This window comes from Pseudomonas sp. RGM 3321 (assembly GCF_022836805.1).
Lineage (GTDB): Bacteria > Pseudomonadota > Gammaproteobacteria > Pseudomonadales > Pseudomonadaceae > Aquipseudomonas.
Map to the genome: position 1 here is coordinate 40,612 of NZ_JALHBH010000120.1, position 23,467 is coordinate 64,078.

Annotated in this window: 1 protein-coding gene (cut by a window edge); it reads right to left on the minus strand. The window is 62.0% G+C overall.

Translation table 11 applies throughout. The features are described 5' to 3' along the window. On the minus strand, window positions 1–23,091 hold the 5' portion of the coding sequence (gene sypC, locus RGM3321_RS24220) for a syringopeptin non-ribosomal peptide synthetase SypC (protein WP_244395140.1). It extends 17,520 nt beyond the left edge of the window; 23,091 of the gene's 40,611 nt are visible here — the first part of the coding sequence; it begins with the start codon at window positions 23,089–23,091; the stop codon falls past the left edge of the window. Between the last annotated feature and the right edge of the window lie 376 nt (window positions 23,092–23,467).

Below are 23,467 nucleotides of genomic sequence, written 5' to 3' on the forward strand. Positions count from 1 at the left end.
CTGGCTGTCGAAGGCGAACAGCGATTGCAGCAAATACGGATCTCCACGCTCAGCGCTGAGGTGGTGATAGAGGATGCCTTCCTGCAACGGCGACAGCGGGTAGATGTCCTGCACATTCGCCACGCCGCCCGGCACGCTGTCGACTACCTTATCGATCTGTGCCTGGGTCAGGTCGGCCAGTGGCAGCAATTCAGGCGTAATGCGTTGGCAATCCTCGGTGATCAGATTGGCTGGCACCACGATGTCCGTGTTACCGCCGACTGCGGCCGCCAAGGCAGATAACGTCGGCTGGCCGAACAGCACGCGCACGTCAGCGCTCAAACCCAACTGGCGCATACGGCCGATAAGGCTCACCGCCAGCAGCGAATGACCGCCCAGCTCGAAGAAGTTGTCGTGACGACCGACCTGGGCAACGCCCAGCAGGTCTTGCCAGATGGCTGCGATCTGCGCTTCGGTTTCGCCTTGCGGGGCTTCATAACCACGGCTGATCAGTGCATCGGCTTCCGGTGCCGGCAAGGCCTTGCGGTCCAGCTTGCCGTTTGGCGTCAGTGGCAGTGCATCGAGCAGCACATAGGCCACCGGGATCATGTAGGTCGGCAATTGCTCCTGCAGCCAGCCGCGCAGGCTGTCGATGTCCGCCGAGGTGTGCCCGGACGCCAGGGTGTAATAAGCCACCAGACGCTTGTCGCCGGGCACATCTTCGCGAGCATTTACTACCGCTTCGTGGACGGCCGGGTGTTTGGCCAGGCGTGCATCGATCTCGCCCAGTTCGATACGGAAGCCACGGATCTTCACCTGATCGTCGTTACGGCCGAGGTATTCGATATTGCCGTCTGGCAGGTAGCGCCCCAGGTCACCGGTGCGGTACATGCGTGCTGCCGGGTTTTGGCTGAACGGGTCTTTGAGGAAGTGTTCGGCAGTCAGGTCGTCGCGGTTCAGGTAGCCCCGAGCCACACCGGCACCGCCGATGTAGATTTCACCCGCGACACCCAGTGGCACGGGCTGCTGTTGCTCGTCCAGCAGGTAAAACTGCGTATTACCGACCGGTTTGCCGATGTGCGCAGCGAAGCCCTGTTCGCGGTCCATCGCCACCCAGCTTGAGTAGGTAGTGGTTTCCGAGGGGCCATAGAGGTTGCACAGGCGCTGCACGCCGGTGTTCTCAAACAGCGACTCAACCAGACTGCGCTTCAGCGCTTCACCGGCCACGTTCACGGTGTGTACCGATTCTGGCAGGCCATCAACGTCCAGCAGTGCTTTAAGCGCTGAAGGCACGGTGTTGATCAGGCCGATATCGTGCTCGCCGTGTTGCAGTTCCAGCACGTTCTTGACGACTTCGATGCTGCCGCCCGAGGTCAGCGGCGCGAAGCACTCGTAGACCGCAAGGTCAAAGTTCAGCGAGGTTGAGAACAGCGTTTTTTCCAGTGCAGAGCCGTCGAAAGCCGTGTGCGCCCAGCTCAGGAAGTTCACGGTGTTGCGGTGTTCGATCATCACGCCTTTCGGCAGACCGGTGGAGCCAGAGGTATAGATCAGGTAAGCCAGATGTGCCGAAGTCAGCCCTGGCACCTGCGGATTCTGGACGGATTCGTCCTGCCAATCGCTCAGGTCAAGATTGATGACAGGTACCGAAACGTCGGTCAACAGGCCCTGAGTCGCGGTTTGAGCCAGCACGGCCGCCGGAGCGCTGTCCTGCAACATGTAGGCAATTCGCTCTGCCGGATAAGCCGGGTCGAGCGGCACGTAACCGCCGCCCGCCTTGAGGACCGCCAGCAAACCCACGACCATCGCGGCGCCACGTTCAACACAGATTCCGACGCGGGAATCCGGCTGCACGCCCTGCTTAATCAACGCATGGGCCAGGCGGTTGGCCTGCTGGTTAAGCTCGCGATACGTCAGGCGCTGCTCGCCGTGGACCACTGCCACGCCTTCCGGCGTGCGCTCGACCTGGGCTTCGAACAGCCCGTGAATGGTCTGCTGCCGCGGGTAATCCAGTGCGGTGTCGTTGAACGCCACCAGCAACTCCTCGCGCTCGACAACTGGCAGGATCGACAAACCTTGCAATGACGTTTCTGGCGTCTGCTCCAGCGCCGTCAACAGGTTTTCCAGCGCCGTGTGCATATAGCCGCATACCCGTTGCGCACCGATTGACGAAGCCACTAACGCCGTCAGGCTGAACCCATCGGCCAGATCATCGACGTTCAAGGTCAGTGGGTAGTTGGTGCGCTCTTCACCGCTGAGGACCGCGATGCCCTGCCACGCCTGCATGGCCTGGTCGGATACACTGCCGACCCCGCTGTGGCGATAGTTGAGCAGCGCGCTGAACAGCGGCGCGGGTGCGGCAACACCGCTGCAACGCTGGGCCAACGCCAGCGAGGCATGTTCGTGACCGAGCAAGGCAGTCAGGCGCTTATGAGTGGCCTTGACCCCGTCGCGTACGCCCTGCTCGCCTACCGAAACCCGCAGCGGCAAGGTGTTGATGAACATCCCCAAGGCTCGCTCGGTACCTTCGCCACCCTGCATCCGGCCCATCAGGACGGTACCGAACACCACATCCTGCTTGTTTGATACCTTGCCCAACACCTGAGCCCAGGCCAGGTGCACCAGACTTGCGGCACTCACACCCTGTTGCCGGGACTGAGCACGCAGGCGCAGGTTGAGTTGAGGATCCAGCGCCAGGCTGGCTTCCTCGATGTCGCGACCTTCACCCTGCACATCCTGCAAACCGAACGGCAGCGTCGGCTCGTCGATATCGCCGAGCATGTCGCGGAAAAACGCTTCGTGATTGGCCTGGCTGACACCCAGGCGTGCCTGGGCCACATAGTTGCGATACGGCACGGGTACCGACGCCGCCAAAGTGTCGGCCTCGCCTGCCAGCCATGCCTGCATTTCATGCTTCACCACTTCCAGCGCGACGTGGTCCAGCGCCATGTGATGGAATAGCAGCATCGCGCAGATGCGCTGGTTGAGCGGGTCTTCGGCATAGGCCACACGCATCAAAGGTGCCTGGCCGATGTTCAGGCGGTAGTGACGCGGGTCAAAGCGGCTGTGCAGTTGCGCACCGATATCGCCGTCTGCCGGATCGAGCTCAAGTGCGTCAAGGTGCAACCGGGCCTGACGCCAGACCACTTGCACCGGCGAGTCCAGACCGTCCCAGACCACGCTGGTGCGCAGAATGTCGTGACGGTCGATGACCATCTGCAAGGCATGAACGAAGGCGTTCAGACGCTCGCTGTCAGCGAACGCGAACTGCGTCTGTAGCACATAGGGGTCGCCGATTTCGGCGGCCAGATGGTGATAAAGAATGCCTGCCTGCAACGGCGCCAGCGGGTAGATGTCCTGCACATTGGTCACGCCGCCCGGCACGGTTGCGACGACTTGATCGATCTGCGCCTGGGTCAGGTTGGCCAATGGCAGCAGCTCAGGCGTAATGCGTTGGCAGTCCTCGGTGATCAGGTTGGCGGGTACCACGATCTCGGTGCCACCGCCCACGGCTGCGGCCAGTGCTGCCAGCGTCGGCTGGCTGAACAGTACGCGTACATCGGCGCTGAGGCCCAACTGGCGCATACGCCCGGTCAGGCTGACCGCCAGCAGCGAGTGACCGCCGAGTTCGAAGAAGTTGTCGTGACGCCCGACCTGCTCGACGCCCAGCAGGTCTTGCCAGATAAGCGCGATCTGCTCCTCGATTTCGCCTTGTGGGGCTTCGTAGCCACGGCTGATCAGCGCGTCACCGTCGGGTGCCGGCAGCGCCTTGCGATCCAGCTTGCCGTTGGACGTCAATGGCATGGCCTCGAGCAGTACATAAATGGCCGGAACCATGTACTCCGGCAACTGTTGCTGCAGGTGGCCGCGCAGGGTTTCGATATCGACAGCAGTGTGCTCGGCAGACTGCGTGTAGTAAGCCACCAGACGTTTGTCGCCGGGTATGTCTTCGCGAGCAGTGACCACCGCTTCGTGGACCGCCGGGTGTTTAGCCAGGGCGGCCTCGATTTCGCCGATTTCGATACGCAAGCCGCGGATCTTCACCTGAAAGTCATTACGGCCCAGGTATTCCAGTGCGCCATTGGCCAGCCAGCGACCGACGTCGCCGGTTTTGTACAGGCGTGCCTGCAGGTCGTCGGAAAACGGGTCGGCGATGAACCGCTCGGCACTCAGCTCCGGCAGGTTCAGGTAGCCCCGCGCCACGCCGATGCCGCCAATGTGCAGCTCACCGGCCACACCCAGTGGTTGCAGCTGGCCCAAGGCATCGAGTACGTGCATCTGAATGTTGGCAATCGGGCGGCCGATGGGCACGCTTTCGCCCGGATCCGTCGGGCGGCATTCCCAGGCGGTAACGTCAATGGCCGCTTCGGTCGGGCCATACAGGTTGTGCAGTTCCACGCCCTTGAGTTGTTGCTCGAAGCGGCGCTGCAACGCGCGGGGCAAGGCCTCGCCGCTGCACAGCACGCGGCGCAGTTGAGGGAAGTCGCGGGTTGAGCGGTGTCCAAGAAACACGTCGAGCATCGAGGGCACGAAGTGCAGCAGGCTAATACCCGCGTCACTCATCACCTGCGCCAGATAGTCCGGATCCTGATGGCCACCGGGACGGGCCATGACCAGTTCGGCACCGGTCAGCAGCGGCAGGAAAAACTCCCAGACCGACACGTCGAAACCGAACGGGGTCTTTTGCAGTACGCGATCCTGACTGTTCACCTGATAGGCGTCACGCGCCCAGAGCAGGCGGTTGACCACACCCAGGTGTTCGTTCATCACACCTTTGGGCGTGCCGGTGGAACCCGAGGTGTACAGCACATAGGCCAGATGATTGGGCTGCAGACCCAGGGCCTTGGCATCCGGGTTGCCGCTCGGCTGCCTGGCCAGTTGCGCGAGGTCATCGCGGCCATCGAGCACCAGCACCGGAACGCTAAGGGCTGGCAGATCTGCAAGCAGATCGCTGCTGGTCAGCACTGCCTGTGGCGAGCTGTCCTCAAGCATATAGGCCTGACGCGCGCTCGGCAGGTCAGGATCGATTGGCACATAGGCGCCACCGGCCTTGAGGATACCCAACAGCGCCACGACCATTTCCGCGCCGCGCCGCAGGCTTACCGCAACCCGCGAGTCGGGTTCCACGCCCAGTTCGATCAGGCGATGGGCGAGCTGGTTGGCCTGTTGGTTGAGTTCGGCGTAAGTGAGCAACGGCCCGCTATCGCCGCGCACGGCGCAGGCATCCGGACGCTGAGCAGCCTGTTGTTCGATCAGTTGGTGAATCAACACATCGCGAGGATAAGGATGGGCGGTGTCATTGAAGCCCGCCAGCAACAGCTCGCGCTCATCGTCCGGCAGTATCGACAGGCTGTTCAGTGCGGCATGCGGCGTGTGTTCCAGCGCTTCCACCAGGCTGCGCAATGCAACCTGCATGTACTCGCCGATGCGCGTGGTACTGATTTGCTTGACGGCCTGAATGGTGAGCATGAAGTCATCGCCCAGGTCATCGACGTTCAGGCACAACGGATAGTTGGTGCGTTCCTCCATGCTCAGGGTCTGAATGCCCTGCCAGGCTGACAATGTTTCGCTCGATGCCGCACCGTTGTTGCTGTGGCGGTAGTTGAGCAAGGTGCTGAACAGCGGCAGCGAACTCGGTACGCCGCTGCAGCGCTGGGCCAGCGACAGCGAGGCATGCTCATGCCCCAGCAGCGCAGACAGGCGCTGGTGAGTGACCTTGACCGCCGCCAGAGCGGTCTGGCTGCCGACGCTGATGCGCAGCGGCAAGGTATTGATGAACATGCCCAGCGCCCGGTCGGCACCGTTGCCACCCTGCATCCTGCCCATCAATACGGTGCCGAACACGACTTCTTCGCGCCCCGCGACCCGACCTGTCACCTGAGCCCATGCCAGGTGGGCAAGGCTTGCAGCGCTGACCCCCAACTGCCGCGCAATGCTGCGTATACGGCTGCTCAGTTGGCTGTCGAGTAACTGACGCACTTCCTCGATGCCACTGCCATCGCCCTGCACGTCCTGTATGCCGTAAGCCAGGGTCGGTTCGTCGATGTCGCCGAGCATGTCGCGGAAAAACGCTTCGTGCTCGGCCTTGCTGATACCCAGACGCGCCTGTGCCACATGGTTGCGATAAGGCACCGGGGCCGGCAATTGCTCGACCTTGCCCTGCAGGCTGGCCTGCATTTCCTCCACCACCACTTCCAGCGAGGTGTGATCCAGCGCCAGATGGTGGAACAGCAACATGCCGACCAGACGCTGGTGGGTGTTGTCCTCGGCGTAGGCGATGCGCATCAGCGGCGCCTGGCCGATGTCCAGGCGATAGTGACGCGGGTCAAAACGCTCGCGCAGTCGTGTCAGCACGTCACCGTCGAGCGGATCGATGGCCACCTCTTCCAGGCTCAGTTTCGCGTTGCGCCATACCACCTGTACCGGCTGCTCAAGCCCTTCCCAGACCACACTGGTACGCAGGATATCGTGGCGTTCGACCACGCTCTGCAAGGCCGCGGCGAAACCAGCCAGGCACTCGCGATCATCGAAGGCGAAGAGCATCTGCAAGACGTAGGGGTCACCTTCATCCGCGGCCAGGTGGTGATAGAGAATGCCTTCCTGCAATGGGGCCAGAGCGTAGATGTCCTGGATGTTGGCCAGGCCGCCCGGCACGCTCGCCACAACGCGATCAATCCCTGCCTGATCCAGATCAGCCAGCGGCAGCATGTCCGGGGTAATACGCTCGCAGCCCGGTACGATCAGGTTATCCGGCACCTGTACTTCTGTGTACCCGCCCACCGCCGCGGCGAGTGCGGCCAGGGTCGGCTGGCTGAACAGCACGCGCACGTCAGCCGAGAGGTCGATCTGGCGCATGCGCTCGATCAGTTTGACGGCCAGCAGCGAATGCCCGCCCAGCTCGAAGAAATGATCGTGGCGGCCAACCTGCGGCACTTGCAGCAGAGACTGCCAGATCTGTGCGATGGCGATCTCGACGTCGCCCTCTGGCGGCGCGTATTCGCGCATTGCCAGCGCCTGAGCATCCGGTGCAGGCAACGCCTTTTGGTCGAGCTTGCCGTTGGCGGTCAGCGGGAAGCTGTCCAGGGCTACAAAAGCACTGGGCACCATGTAGTCGGCCAGGGACAGCAGCAACTGCGCACGCAAGTCAGCCGCCACGATTTCGTGGCCGGGCGCAGCGATCACATAGGCCACCAGGCGCTTGTCGCCCGGTTGATCTTCGCGGACCAGCACCAGCGCTTCGCGGACCGTGTTGCAGGCGGCCAGCACGGCTTGAATTTCGCCCAGCTCGATACGGAAACCACGGATCTTCACCTGGTCGTCGTTGCGGCCCAGGTAGTCGAGACTGCCATCGGCCATCCAGCGACCCAGGTCGCCGGTTCGGTACAGGCGCGCCTGAGGCTCCTTGCTGAACGGATTCGCCAGGAAACGCTCGGCCGTCAGCGCTTCACGGTTCAAGTAGCCCCGCGCAACGCCGGCGCCGCCGACATACAACTCGCCGACCACACCCACCGGCACCGGCTCGCGGCGTGCATCAAGTACATACAACTGCAAATCGGGAATGCGCACACCAATAGGGCTCACGCCTGAACGCTGCGCATCTGCCGCCACCAAGGGCTGATAGGTCACATGCACCGTGGTTTCGGTGATGCCATACATGTTCACCAGTTGCGTACCGGCGTTGATCACCCTGGCGTACCACGGCTTGAGCATCCCGGTGTCCAGCGCTTCGCCGCCAAAAATAACCTTGCGCAACGAGTGCCGCTGATCGCTCTCGCCCTGTGCGTTGAGCAACTGGCGGAACGCGCTCGGAGTCTGGTTGAGCACTGTCACTTCTGCGTTGCACAACAGTGCGTAGCAGTCTTGCGGGGAGCGGCTGACCAGCTGCGGCACGATCAGCAAACGCCCGCCGTGCAACAGCGCACCCCAGATTTCCCAGACCGAGAAGTCGAAGGCGAATGAATGGAACAACGCCCAGACATCCTGCTCGTTGAAGCCAAACCAGCTCTGGGTGGCCGAGAACAGCCGGGCCACGTTGCGGTGCTCGACCATTACGCCCTTGGGCAGGCCGGTCGAACCGGAGGTGTAGATAACGTAAGCCAGGTGGCGCGGGCTGAGCCCGGTCAGTTGTGGATTGTGACCCGGTTGTGCCTGCAACGCCGGACTGTGCAGATCTACGCATGGGCCGTCGAATGTGCCCAGACGCGCCAGCCCTGCAGCATCGGCCAGCACCGCCATCGGTGCGCTGTCCTGCAACTGGTAGGCGATACGCTCGGCCGGATAGGCCGGGTCAATAGGCACGTAACCCGCCCCGGACTTGAGAACCCCAAGCAGACCGACAATCATTTCCAGGCTGCGCTCGACACAGATCGCCACTAGGTCGTCCGGCTGCACACCCAGGCCCAGCAAGTAATGGGCTACCTGATTGGCGCGGGTGTTCAACTCGGCATAGGTCAGGGTGCGGTCGTCATAATGCAGGGCCACGGCATTCGGCTGCGCCACCACCCAGGCTTCGAAGGTACGGTGAATCAGGGCGTCGTCGGCCTGCAGGGCATGCGGGGTGTTCCAGCTCTCCAGCAGTTGCTGGCGCTCGATCGCGGGCAGGATATTCAGCGCTCCCAGCGCAGCATCCGGGGTCTGTTCCAGTGCTTGCACCAGATTTTCCAGCACACAGTGCATGTAGGTACACACGCGTTTGGCACCGATCTGCCCTTCGGCCATCACGGTCAGAGCGAAACCTTCGCCCAGATCATCCACGCACAAGGTCAGCGGGTAGTTGGTGCGTTCTTCGCCGTGCAGCGCCTGAATGCCTTCCCAGGCGACCAGCGCCTGATCGCTTGCGTCGAGATCACCGGTATGGCGGAAGTTGAGCAGCGAGCTGAACAATGGCGTCGAAGCGGGTACACCACTGCAACGTTGGGCCAGTACCAGCGAGGCATGCTCATGGGCCAGCAGCCCGCTGAGTCGTGCGTGGGTAGCCTTCAGACCGCTGCGCACGCCCTGCTCGCCCAGCGTGACACGCAACGGCAAGGTGTTGATGAACATCCCCAGCGCCCGGTCAGACCCGGCACCACCTTGCAGGCGGCCGAGCAATACGGTGCCGAACACCACATCGTCCTTGCCGGATGCTGCGCCCAGTACACGGGCCCAGGCCAGGTGATAAAGACTGGCGGAGCTGACCCCGAGCTGTCGGGCCTGCACGCGCAGGCGGCGGCTCAGGTCGATGTCGACCAACTGGCGTACTTCCTCGATACCGCGCCCGTCGCCCTGCACGTCCTGCAGGCCGAACGGCAGCGTCGGCTCATCGAGGTCACTGAGCATGTCGCGGAAAAACGCCTCGTGCTCTTCAAGGCTGACGCCGAGCATGGCCTGGGCCACGTAGTTGCGATAAGGCACGGACGGCGGCAGCGAGGCTTGCTGACCGAGCATGTGCGCCTCTATTTCGCTGCTCAGAATGCGCAGCGAGGTGGCATCGTCCACCAAATGATGGAACAACAGCATGCCCAGCCAGCGGTTGTTCGCCGCGTCCTGTGCGTAGCCGATGCGCAGCATCGGCGCCTGACGGATGTCCAGGCGCGTGTTACGCGGGTCCAGGCGCTTGAGCAATTGTTCGGTGATATCGCCATCGGCCGGGTCCAGCAGCTGTTCATCCAGACCCAGAGTCGCTTCACGCCAGACCACTTGCACCGGGGAATCGAGACGCTCCCAAAGCACCGCAGTGCGCAGGATATCGTGCCGGGCGATCACGCCTTGCAGGGCCTCGGCGAAACTGTGCAGACGCTCGATGCTGTCAAAGGCAAACAGTGCGTATTGCAGGTATGGATCACCCTCGGCCGCGGCAAGGTGGTGATACAAAATCCCCTCCTGCAACGGCGCCAGCGCGTAGATGTCCTGCACGTTGGCCAGACCGCCGGGCACGCTGGCTACTACACGTTCTATGTCGTCCTGGCTCAGTGACACCAGCGGCAGCATGTCCGGGGTGATGCGTTCGCAGTTGGCGGGAATAAGGTTGGCGGGTACCTCGACGGCCCCCTTGCCGCCCACCGCCTGCGCCAGGGCAGACAGGCTCGGCTGGCTGAACAGCACGCGCACGTCGGCAACCAGATCGATCTGGCGCATGCGCTCGATCAATTTCACGGCCAGCAGCGAGTGACCGCCCAGTTCGAAGAAATGGTCATGCCGGCCGACCTGCTCCAGTTGCAGCAGGTCTTGCCAGATCCGTGCAATGGCCATCTCGGTGTCGCCCTCGGGCGCTTCGTAGCCGCGACTGGCCACCGCCGAGCGGTCAGGCGCAGGCAAAGCCTTGCGGTCGAGCTTGCCGTTGGCCGTCAGCGGGAAACTCAACAGGCTGACAAAAGCGCTAGGCAGCATGTATTCGGCCAGCGACAGGCGCAGTTGCTCGCGCAATCGGGTGGCGTCCAGCTCGACGTCCGCGGTACCGATGATATACGCCACCAGACGTTTGTCGCCTGGTTCGTCCTCACGCACCAGCACCAGGGCATCCTGTACACCGTCACACGCGCAGAGTTGTGCTTCTATTTCGCCCAACTCGATGCGGAAGCCGCGAATCTTGACCTGTTCGTCGTTCCGTCCCAAGTACTCAAGGCTGCCATCGGCCAGCCAGCGGCCCAGGTCACCGGTGCGGTACAGGCGCGCACCCGGCGCCGTATTGAACGGGTTATCGATGAAACGCTCGGCCGTCAGTGCTTCGCGGTTCAGGTAGCCACGCGCTACACCAGCACCGCCGACATACAACTCGCCGACCACGCCGACCGGCACCGGCTCGCCATGGGTGTCGAGGACATACAGTTGCAAATCGGGAATGCGCCTGCCAATCGGGCTGGCACCGATACGCTGTGCATCTTCGGCCTGCAACGGATAGTAGGTGACGTGTACCGTGGTTTCGGTGATGCCGTACATGTTCACCAGTTGTGTCTCGGCATTCACGTTGCGGGCGTACCACGGCTTGAGCATCGCCGTTTCCAGTGCTTCGCCGCCGAAAATCACCTGGCGCAGCGAATGTGGCCGAGGGTTCTCAGCCTGGGCGGCAATCAGTTGGCGGAACGCACTTGGCGTCTGGTTAAGCACCGTCACCCCGGCGCCGCATAGCAGGCTGTAGAAGTCTTCCGGCGAGCGGCTGACCAGTTGCGGCACGATCAACAGACGTCCGCCATGTAGCAGCGCGCCCCAGATTTCCCAAACCGAGAAGTCGAAGGCGAACGAGTGGAACAGCGCCCACATATCCTTTTCGTTGAAACCGAACCACTCTTCGGTGGACGAAAACAGCCGCGCAACGTTGCGGTGCTCGACCATCACGCCCTTGGGCAGACCGGTGGAGCCGGAGGTGTAGATGACGTAGGCCAGGCTCGCAGCCGTCAGCCCCGCTACCTCGGGGTTGCAGACGGATTCGTCCTGCAAGTCGGAATCGTCAAGACTGATGATTGGCAGTTCCGTCACTGGCAAGGCCTGCTGCACGGACTGCTGGCTCAACAGTGCGACCGGCGTGCTGTCGCCGAGGGTGTAGGTCAGGCGCTCCAGCGGATAAGCCGGGTCCAGTGGCACATAACCGGCGCCGGATTTGAGGATGCCCAGCAAGCCGATAATCATCGCCGGGCCACGTTCGACGCAGATCGCCACGCGATCATCCGGGCGCACACCCAATGCCAGCAAGCGATGGGCAACCTGGTTGGCGCGGGCGTTGAGTTCGCCGTAGCTCAGGGTCTGATCTTCAAACACCAGCGCCACGGCGTCTTGTCGTTCTGCTGCATGGGCTTCGAATTGCTGGTGGATCGGTGTTTCGTGTGCACTGGTCTTGCCGGGCTCGTTCCACTGTTCGAGCAACTGCTTACGCTCGCTGAGCGGCAATATCGAAATAGCGTGCAGCGGGGTTTGCGGTGCCTGTTCCAGCGCATCGACCAGCCCCTCTACAGCCAGCTGAAAATAGTCACACACACGCTGCGCGCTGATACTCGCCGTTACCAGCGAGGTGAACAGAAAACCTTCACCCGTATCGTCGATGTTGACGGTCAATGGGTAGTTGGTGCGTTCTTCATCGGCCATCCCCAACGACTGCATGCCACTCCACGCCGTCAGTGCCTCATCGGTCACGGCAACGTTGCTATGCCTATAATTGAGTAAGGCGCTGAACAGCGGCGTCGGTGCGACCACGCCACTGCAACGCTGGGCCAGCGCCAGTGACGCATGTTCATGCCCGAGCAGCCCGATCAAGCGCTGGTGCGTGGCCTTGACCCCGTCACGCACGCCCTGGTCGCCCAGGTCTATCCGTAGCGGCAAGGTGTTGATGAACATGCCAAGTGCTCGTTCGGCACCTCGTCCGCTCTGCATGCGGCCCATCAGGATGGTGCCGAACACCACGTGTTCACGTCCGCTGACGCGGCCCAGCATTTGCGCGAACGCCAGGTGGATCAGGCTTGCCGCACTGACCCCAAGTTGCCGCGCCTGAACTCTCAGGCGTTGGTTCAAAGCGCCGTCCAGCTGTAGACGGGCATGATCGAGAGCGCTGCCGTCGCCTTGCACATCGTGCAGGCCGAACGGCAGCGTCGGCTCGTCGATGTCGCCGAGCATGTCCTGGAAGAACTGCTCGTGATCCTGTTCGTTCAGGCCTTGTCGGGCCTGAGCGACATAATTGCGGTAGGGAATGGAGTCGCCGAGTTGCTCGGCCTGACCGAGCAGGCAGGCCTGCATTTCATGCTTCACCTGATCCAGTGCGGTGTGGTCAAGGATCATGTGGTGGAACATCAAGGTCGCCAGCCAGCGTTCATTGCCGCTGTCCAGGGTGCATACCAGGCGCATCAAGGGTGCCTGGCGGACGTCCAGGCGTACCTGGCTCGGGTCGAGGTGATCTTGCAACTGACGGGATATCTCACCGAGGCAAGAGTTGAACTCAACCTCTTCGACGCTTAGCTCGACCTGGCGCCAGACCACCTGCAACGGTTCATCAAGGCTTTCCCAGTGCATGGACGTGCGCAGAATGTCATGGCGGTCGATGACCATTTGCAGCGCTTTGGCGAAGGTATCCACGTGTGCGCGGCTGTCAAAGGCAAACTGCGCCTGCAACACATAGGGGTCGCCCCGTTCGGCGCTGATGTGGTGGTAGAGAATGCCTTCCTGCAACGGCGCCAACGGGTAGATGTCCTGCACGTTCGCTGCGCCGCCGGGCACGCAGGCCGTCACCTGGTCGATCTGCTCCTGACTCAGGTCGATCAACGGCAGCATGTCCGGGGTGATTTTCTGGCAGTCGGCTGGAATGCGGTTGGCCGGGATCACCAGCTCGTCGACCGCGCCTGCCGCTGCAGCCAGTGCCGCGAGGGTCGGCTGGCTGAACAATGTACGCACGTTGGCACTCAGGCCGGCCTGGCGCATACGTTCAATCAGGCTCACTGCCAGCAGCGAATGGCCGCCCAGTTCAAAGAAGTGGTCGTGGCGACCGACACGTTCGATGTTGAGCAAGTCGCTCCAGATCTTCGCCAGAGTGATTTCGGCTGTGCCTTGTGGCGCCTCGTAGCCGCCACGGATCAGTGCATCGCCGTCCGGTGCGGGAAGGGCCTTGCGGTCGAGTTTGCCGTTCGGGGTCAGCGGCATTGCATCGAGCAGCACATAGGCCGCCGGGATCATGTGGGCCGGCAGTTGTTCCTGCAGCCAGCCGCGCAGGCTGTCGATGTCCGGCTCAGTGTGAGCTGCCTGAACGGTGTAATAAGCCACCAGGCGTTTGTCGCCCGGAATGTCCTCACGGGCGGTGACTACCGCTTCATGGACCGCCGGGTGTTTGGCCAGGCGTGCATCGATCTCGCCCAGTTCGATGCGGAAGCCACGGATTTTCACCTGATCGTCGTTACGACCCAGGTATTCGATATTGCCGTCTGGCAAATAACGGCCAAGGTCGCCGGTGCGGTACATACGTGCTGCTGGCTGCTGACTGAACGGATCCGTAAGGAAGCGCTCGGCAGTCAGGTCGTCACGGTTCAGATAACCGCGCGCCACACCGGCCCCGCCGATGTAGATCTCGCCCACAACGCCCAGCGGAACGGGCTGTTGCTGTTCATCCAGCAGGTAGAACTGCGTATTGCCGACCGGTTTGCCGATGTGCGCAGCGAAGCCGTCTTCGCGATCCATCGCGACCCAGCTTGAATAGGTGGTGGTTTCCGAAGGCCCGTAGAGGTTGCACAGGCGCCGGACGCCGGTTTTCTCGAACAGCGATTCCACCAGGCTGCGTTTCAGCGCTTCACCCGCCACGTTCACGGTATGGACCGACGTCGGCAAGCCATCGACTTCCAGCAAGGCCTTGAGCGCTGACGGTACGGTGTTGATCAGGCCGATATCGTGCTCGCCATGTTGCAGTTCCAGAAAGTTCTTGACGACTTCGATACTGCCGCCCGAGGTCAGCGGCGCAAAACACTCGTAGACCGCCAGGTCGAAGTTCAATGAGGTGGAGAACAGCATTTTTTCCAGTGCCGAAGTGGCTGTCCCGGCGTCGAAAGCGCTATGCGCCCAGGTCAGGAAGTTCACGGTGTTGCGGTGTTCGATCATCACGCCTTTCGGCAGGCCGGTCGAACCCGAGGTGTAGATCAGGTACGCCAGATGCGCAGAAGTCAGCCCCGGCACCAGCGAATTCTGGACGGATTGGTCCTGCCAGTTGCCCAAATCAAGGTTGATGACAGGCACCGAAACGTCGGCCAGCAGCGCCTCGGTTGCCGACTGCGCCAGCACGGCGGCAGGCGCACTGTCCTGCAGCATGTAGGCAATACGTTCCGCTGGATAAGCCGGATCCAGCGGCACGTAACCACCGCCCGCCTTGAGGATCGCCAGCAAACCGACGACCATCTCGGCACTGCGTTCAACACAGATACCGACGCGGGAATCCGGCTGCACGCCCTGCTTGCGCAAGGCATGGGCCAGGCGGTTGGCCTGCTGGTTGAGTTCGCGATACGTCAGGCGCTGTTCGCCGTGAACCACTGCGAGCGCCTGCGGGGTGCGCTCGACCTGTGCTTCGAACAAGCCATGAATGGTCTGCTGCTGCGGGTAAGCCATTGCTGTGTCGTTGAACGCCACCAGCAATTGCGCACGTTCGCCAGCAGGCAGGATCGACAGGCTGTCGAGGGCCGCAGACGGTGACTGCTCAAGCGCATCCACCAGATGTTCCAGCACGGTCTGCATGTAAGCGCAGACCCGTTTGGCACCCACGGCGCCGGTGACCAGTACGTTCAGGTTGAAGCCTTCACCGGAGTCATCGACGTTCAAGGTCAATGGATAGTTGGTGCGTTCTTCGCTGTTCAGCGTATGAATACCCTGCCAGGCCTGGGTTGCCCGCTCGGATACGCTGCCAGGCGCACTATGGCGATAGTTGAGCAGCGAACTGAACAGTGGCGTTGGTGCGGGAATGCCGCTGCAACGCTGAGCCAGCGCCAGTGAAGCATGCTCATGACCCAGCAAGGCAGTCAGACGTTCATGAGTGGCCTTGACCCCGTCCCGCACGCTTTTCCCGCCCACCGAAACCCGCAGCGGCAAGGTGTTGATGAACATCCCCAATGCCCGCTCGGCGCCTTCCCCGGCCTGCATCCGGCCCATTAGAACGGTGCCGAACACCACGTCCTGCCTGTTTGAAACCGAGCTCAATACCTGAGCCCAGGCCAGGTGCAGCAGACTGGCGGTGCTCACCCCCTGTTGTCGGGCCTGAGCGCGCAGTCTCAGGTTCAACCGAGGGGCCAGCGCAAGGTTGGCTTCCTCGATATCAAGGCCATCGCCCTGCACATTGATCAGACCGAACGGCAGCGTCGGCTCGTCCACATCACCGAGCATGTCGCGGAAAAACGCTTCGTGATCGGCCTGGCTGACGCCCAGGCGTGCCTGGGCCACATAATTGCGGTATGGCACCGGTGTCGCCAGGTTTTGAGCTTCGCCCAGCAACCAGGCCTGCATTTCATGCTGTACCACGGCCATCGCCATGTTATCGAGGACCATGTGATGGAACAGCAACATCGCGCAGATGCGCTGATTCAGCGGGTCTTCGGCATAGGCCAGGCGCATCAGCGGTGCCTGAGTGACATCAAGGCGGTGGTGACGCGGGTCGAAGCGGTCGTGCAGTTGCGCGCTGACATCACCGGCTGCCGGGTCGAGTTGCAACATCTCAAGAGGCAATTGTGCGTGGCGCCAGACCACCTGCACGGGTGAGTCCAGGCCTTTCCAGATTACACCGGTGCGCAAAATGTCGTGTCGATCGATAACTGCCTGCAAAGCCTGGACGAAAGCGTCCAGGCACGCGCGGTCCTCAAAGGCGAAATGCGCCTGCAGCACATAGGGATCGCCCTGCTCGGCGGCGATGTGGTGATAGAGAATGCCTTCCTGCAACGGTGCCAGCGGGTAGATGTCCTGCACATTCGCCACGCCGCCCGGCACTGTGGCGACCACCTGATCGATCTGCGCCTGGGTCAGGCTGGCCAGTGGCAGCAGATCAGGCGTAATGCGTTGGCAATCCTCGGTGATCAGATTGGCCGGCACCACGATGTCCGTGCTACCGCCAACTGCAGCAGCCAGTGCGGCCAGGGTTGGCTGGCTGAACAGCACGCGCACATCGGCGCTCAGGCCCAACTGGCGCATACGCCCGATCAGGCTGACTGCCAGCAGCGAGTGACCGCCGAGTTCGAAGAAGTTGTCGTGACGACCAACCTGGGCAACGCCCAGCAGGTCTTGCCAGATAGCCGCGATCTGCGTTTCGGTTTCACCCTGTGGAGCTTCGTAGGCGCGTTTGATCAGTGCATCACTGTCCGGTGCCGGCAGGACCTTGCGGTCGAGCTTGCCGTTCGGGGTCAGCGGCATGGCCTCAAGCCGCACATAAATGGCCGGCACCATGTACTCAGGCAGCTTTTCCTGCAAATGCCTGCGCAGGTTATCGATGTCGACCACGGTGTTTCCGGTCGCCAAGGTGTAATAAGCCACCAGACGTTTTTCACCAGGGACGTCTTCACGGGCGGTAACCACCGCTTCATGGACGGCCGGGTGTTTGGCCAGGCGTGCATCGATCTCGCCGAGCTCGATACGGAAGCCGCGGATTTTCACCTGATCGTCGTTACGACCGAGGTATTCGATATTGCCGTCTGGCAGATAACGACCAAGGTCGCCGGTGCGGTACATGCGTGCCGCAGGCTGTTGACTGAACGGGTCTTTGAGGAAACGCTCGGCAGTCAGGTCGTCACGGTTCAGGTAGCCACGGGCCACGCCAGCACCGCCGATGTAGATCTCACCGGCAACGCCGAGTGGCACAGGCTGTTGCTGTTCGTCCAGCAGGTAGAACTGTGTATTGCCGACCGGTTTGCCGATGTGAGCTGCGAAGCCGTCTTCACGGTCCATCGCTACCCAGCTTGAGTAGGTGGTGGTTTCCGAAGGGCCGTAGAGGTTGCACAGCCGCTGCACGCCGGTTTTTTCGAACAGGTCTTCCACCAGGCTGCGTTTCAGCGCTTCACCGGCGACGTTCACCGTGTGCACCGACGGCGGCAAACCATCGACGTCCAGCAAGGCCTTGAGCGCCGACGGTACGGTGTTGATCAGGCCGATATTGTGCTCGCCGTGTTGCAGTTCAAGCACGTTCTTGACGACTTCGATGCTGCCGCCCGAGGTCAGCGGCGCAAAGCACTCATAGACTGCGAGGTCGAAGTTCAGCGAGGTGGAAAACAGTGTTTTTTCCAGGGCAGACGCATCAAAAGCCGTGTGCGCCCAGGTCAGGAAGTTCACGGTGTTGCGGTGTTCGATCATCACGCCTTTCGGCAGACCGGTCGAACCCGAGGTGTAGATCAGGTACGCCAGATGCGCAGAAGTCAGACCAGGCACCTGCGGATTCTGGACGGATTGGTCCTGCCAATCGCTCAGATCAAGATTGATGACAGGTACCGAAACGTCGGCCAGCAGGCCCTGAGTAGCGGTTTGAGCCAGTACTGCGGCCGAAGCGCTGTCCTGCAACATGTAAGCAATACGTTCCGCTGGATAAGCCGGGTCCAGCGGCACGTAACCGCCGCCCGCCTTGAGGATCGCCAGCAAACCGACGACCATCTCCATGCCGCGCTCTACACAGATCCCGACCCGCGAATCCGGCTGCACACCCTGCTTGCGCAAGGCATGGGCCAGACGGTTGGCCTGCTCGTTAAGCTCGCCATACGTCAGGCGCTGCTCACTATAAACCACTGCCAGCGCCTGCGGGGTGAGCTCGGCTTGCGCTTCGAACAGCCCGTGAATGGTCTGCTGTTGCGGGTAATCCAGCGCGGTGTCATTAAAATCCACCAGCAACTGATCACGCTCGACAGCTGGCAGAATCGACAAACTTTGCAACGACGCTTGTGGCATTAACTCAAGAGCGTCCACCAGTTGTTCCAGCGCCGTGTGCATATAGCCACACACTCGCTGCGCACCGACCGTGGTCGCCGCCAGCGCGGTCAATTTGAAACCGTCACCGACGTCATCGACGTTCAAGGTCAATGGATAGTTGGTGCGTTCTTCACTGTTCAGGGCTTGGATACCCTGCCAGGCCTGGGCAGTTTGTTCTGCAGCACTGCCCACCGCGCTGTGGCGGTAATTGAGCAGTGCGCTGAACAGTGGCGTTGGTGCGGCTACACCGCTGCACCGCTGGGCCAGCGCCAGTGAGGCATGTTCGTGAGCGAGCAATGCGGTAAGTTGCGCGTGTGTTGCCTTGACCCCGGCGCGTACCCCTTGCCCGCCTACGGCGACCCGCAGCGGCAAGGTATTGATGAACATTCCCAGCGCCCTGTCAGCGCCTTCGCCGGCCTGCATACGGCCCAGCAGTACGGTGCCGAACACCACATCGCGACGATCGGAAACCTTGCCCAGCACCTGGGCCCAGGCCAGGTGCACCAGACTGGCGGCACTCACCCCTTGTTGTCGGGCCTGAGCACGCAGGCGCAGGTTCAGCTGGCTATCCACGGCAAGGACGGCTTCTTCTATATCACGCCCGTCGCCCTGCACATCCTGCAGGCCGAACGGCAGCGTCGGCTCGTCGATATCACCCAGCATGTCGCGGAAAAACACTTCATGATCAGCCTGGCTGACACCCAGCCGCGCCTGAGCCACGTAGTTGCGGTATGGCACTGGCGCCGACAGGGTTTCGCTCTCGCCGAGCAGCCAGGCTTGCATTTCATGCTGCACCACCTCCATGGCCATATGATCCAGGGCCATATGATGGAACAGCAGCATCGCGGTGATTCGCTGATTGAGCGGATCCTCGGCGTAGACCAGGCGCATCAGTGGCGCCTGAGTCATATCGAGGCAGTAGTGACGCGGGTCGAAGCGGCTATGCAGTTGCGCGCCGATCTCACCGTCTGCCGGGTCAAGCTCAAGACCTTCAAGGTGCAACCGCGCTTCGCGCCAGACCACTTGCACCGGTGAGTCCAGACCGTCCCAGACCACACCGGTACGCAGAATGTCATGACGGTCGATAACCATCTGCAAAGCCTGAACGAAGGCGTCCAGGCGCTCGCGGTTATCAAAGGCGAACTGGCTCTGCAACACATAGGGGTCGCCGACCTCGGCTGCCATGTGGTGATAAAGAATGCCTTCCTGCAACGGCGCCAGCGCGTAGATATCCTGAACATTCGCCACGCCGCCGGGCACGCTGGCCACCACCTGGTCGATCTGCACCTGGGTCAGACTTGCCAGCGGCAACAGCTCTGGAGTGATGCGCTCGCAGCCTTGGCCAATCAGGTTGGCCGGTACATTGATTTCACGGCCTGCGCCGACGGCGGCGGCCAGTGCGGCCAACGTGGGCTGGCTGAACAGCACGCGTACATCGGCGCTCAGCCCCGCCAGGCGCATGCGTTCGATAAGGCTGACGGCCAGTAGCGAATGCCCGCCGAGCTCAAAGAAGTGATCGTGGCGACCGACGCGTTCAACGTTGAGCAGTTCGGACCACAGGCGCGCCAGGGCGATTTCCACTTCACCCTCGGGAGCCTCGAATTCACGGCTGGCATAGGCGTCAGCGTCCGGTACCGGCAGGGCTCGGCGATCAAGCTTGCCGTTGGCGGTCAGCGGGAACGAATCCAGCACCATAAAGGCGCTTGGCACCATGTATTCGGCGAGCGACGCCGCCAACTCGCGGCGCAGTTCGACCGCTGACAAAGCGCTGTTGTCTTCGCCGACCACGTACGCCACCAGGCGTTTGTGTGCAGATTCGTCCTGGCGGGCCAGCACCACGGCCTCTCTGACGCCAAAGCATTCCACCAGACGTGCTTCGATTTCACCCAGTTCGATACGGAAACCACGGATTTTCACCTGGTCGTCGTTACGGCCCAGATACTCGACAATCCCGTCTGCGTTCCAGCGGCCAAGGTCGCCAGTGCGGTACAGCAGGGCTCCAGCGTCGTCGCTGAAAGGGTTGGCGACAAACTGGGTGGCGTTCAGCTCCGGACGGTTCAGGTAACCCTTGGCCACGCCCTGCCCGCCTATATACAGCTCCCCGACCACGCCAACGGCCACCGGTTGGCGCAGGGTATCGAGCACATAGACCTGACTGTTGCCAATCGGGCGACCGACAGGAATACCGCCGTTGCCGACCGAGGTGATCTCATGGGTCGTGGAAAAGGTCGTCGCTTCGGTCGGGCCGTAGCCATTGAGCAAGTGTTGCGGTGTGCCTTCTTTTAATACCCGAGCGATTACCGCCGGGTCCAGCACATCACCACCGACGATCAGGTAGCGCAATTTGGCGAAGGCCTCCATCAGGCCGTCGGCATACTGATGGAACAGGCCCGCGGTCATCCACAGCACGCTGACCGACTGGGACAGCAGCAGCGCGCGGAACTCGTCCAGAGACAGCAATACCGACTGCTCCACCACAACCACGCAGCCGCCATTGAGCAGTGGCGCCCATACATCCAGGGTGCTGGCGTCGAAAGCCGGGTTTGAGGCGAACGCTACACGATCCTGTGCATTGAAGTCAGCGTAACCGTTGTTGATGACCAGGCGGCTGACAGCACGGTGCGGCACCAATACGCCTTTGGGCATACCGGTGGAACCGGAGGTGTACATGATGTAAGCCACCGACTCGGCGGAGGTTGATGATTCCGGGTTGGGCGCATCGCTTGGCAGTTGCAGCAGGTCAAGGTCAATCCGCTGGATGCCTTCAGGCAGGTCATGGCGAGCCAGCGTCAGCACCTGCCGCGCACCGCAGTCTTGCAGCATGAACGCTTGACGTTCGGCGGGGGCTTTGCTGTCCAGCGGCACATACGCCGCCCCGCATTTGATAATCGCCAACTGACCGGCCAGCAGATCAAGGGAGCGCTCCAGCAGCAATGCCACCCGCTCGCCCGGTTGCACACCGAGGTCGACCAGGTGACGGGCCAGCGCGTTGGCGCGACCGTTCAGTTCCCGGTACGTCAGGCACTGGTCATTCTGCACAGCAGCCAGTGCATCAGGCTGCGTCGCCACTTGTTGTTCGAAAAGTTCCTGCAGGCTGCTGTTGCGTGGGTATTCGCGTGCCGTGTCATTGAAGTCGTGCAGCACTTGCTGGCGTTCGGCTGCAGAGAGGACTTGCAGACGCTGCAACGGGGTTTGCGGCTGCTGCTCCAGCGCCTCTACCAGCGCGCCGAGTGCCGTCAACATGTACTCGCCGATACGCTGTGCACCGATCTGCGCCAGGGCTTGAACCGTCAGGCTGAAGCCCTGGCCCAGGTCATCCACCGACAGCGTGATCGGGTATGTGCTCTGCTCCTCGCTGCCCAGACTCTGCAAGCCTTTCCAGGCCTGGAGCGCTTCGGCCGAAGCCACCGATTCGCTGGCACTGTGACGGTAATTGAGCAGCGAATTGAACAACGGCGCCGGTGCGGCAACGCCGCTGCAACGCTGGGCCTGGGCCAGCGACGCATGTTCATGACCGAGCAAGGCAGTCAGCCGTGCATGAGTGGTTCTGACCCCTTCACGCACCGCATGCCCTTCGAGCCTGACCCGCAACGGCAAGGTGTTGATGAACATGCCCAACGCCCGGTCGGCGCCGTCGCCGCCCTGCATCCGGCCCATCAGCACCGTGCCGAAAACCACATCCGATTTGCCCGACAGTGCACCCACCACCCGCGCCCAGGCGAGGTGATGCAGACTCGCGGCGCTGACCCCAAGCTGTCGGGCCTGGGTCCGCAGACGCGCGCTCAATGCGTCATCGACGGGCAGGTGCACATCTTCGATCAGTGAGTCGCCGCCCGGCGTTTCGAGCACGCCGAACGGCAGCGTCGGCTCATCGATGTCGGCCAGCATCTCGCGGAAAAAACCTTCATGAGCATCAGCCCCGACACCCAGTCGGACCTGTGCCACGTAGTTACGATAAGGCACTGCTTCGGGCAAGGCATGGCCTTCGCCGAGCAGAAACGCCTGCATCTCATGCTTCACCAGGTCCAGCGCAGCGTGGTCAATGGCGATGTGGTGGAACAGCAGGATAGCGACCCAGCGCGCGTTGGCCGGATCTTCAGCGCACACCATGCGCATCAACGGGGCCTGGCGCAAATCGAGGCGGAAATGCCGGGGATCATAGCGTTCGTGCAACTGGGTTTCGATGTCGCCGCCAGCCGCGTCCAGCGTCAGCTCATCCACGGCCAGCGTTGCTTCGCGCAACACCACTTGCACCGGTTCTTCGAGGCCTTCCCAGACCATCGCCGTGCGCAGGATGTCATGGCGTTCGATCACCGCCTGCAGTGCCTGGGCGAAGTCGTCGAGACGTTCGCGGCTTTCGGCTCCGAACAACGCCCGCAACACATAGGGGTCGCCCTGCCCGGCCGTCAGGTGATGATAGAGAATGCCTTCCTGCAGGGGCGCCAGCGGGTAGATGTCCTGCACATTGCCAGCCCCACCCGGTATCGCGTCGACGATTCTGTCAATCGCTTCCTGGCTCAGATTGGCCAGCGGCAGCATGTCGACAGTAATGCGAAAGGCCGGGCTGAGCCAGTCACCGCCCATTCGAGCCACCAGCGTAAGCAGTTCCGCCTTGTGCACGCTCAGGCTTTCAAGAGTGGCACTGTCCAGCCCCTCGTCGTCACCGAGAATCACCAGATCGTCTTCTTCCTGTTGAAGACGGATAGCGTGCGTGGAAAGAACTGCCATCAATTCGCTGAAGTGCATCGAGTAACCTGCTGTTTATCATTTCGGAGAGGGTCGACGACTCTGGAGCACGGAGTCGCAAACAGTGTTTCGCACGATAAAAACGGAGGGGCTTCGAAACTCGAAGACAGAGCGGGGTCCGGGCGCAGGTATGATGAGAGCCGCAGCAACAAAGGGCTGCGGTCCTTCGATACACACACGAAACTTCCCGTTCGCCGTGCTTCCCACACGCCGCAAAAATTAGAGCATCCATGGGCGACTGTCTGTCGTGGGAAGCTGGGACAAGACTTGAGCGTGACGTCGACGCAGCGATACAGGGGCGTTCAGTCAGGCGGATACGGATCGGGAGGTTGCGAACCGGCCTTGAGACGAGGTCCTGAGAAGGGCTTCAAGGTAA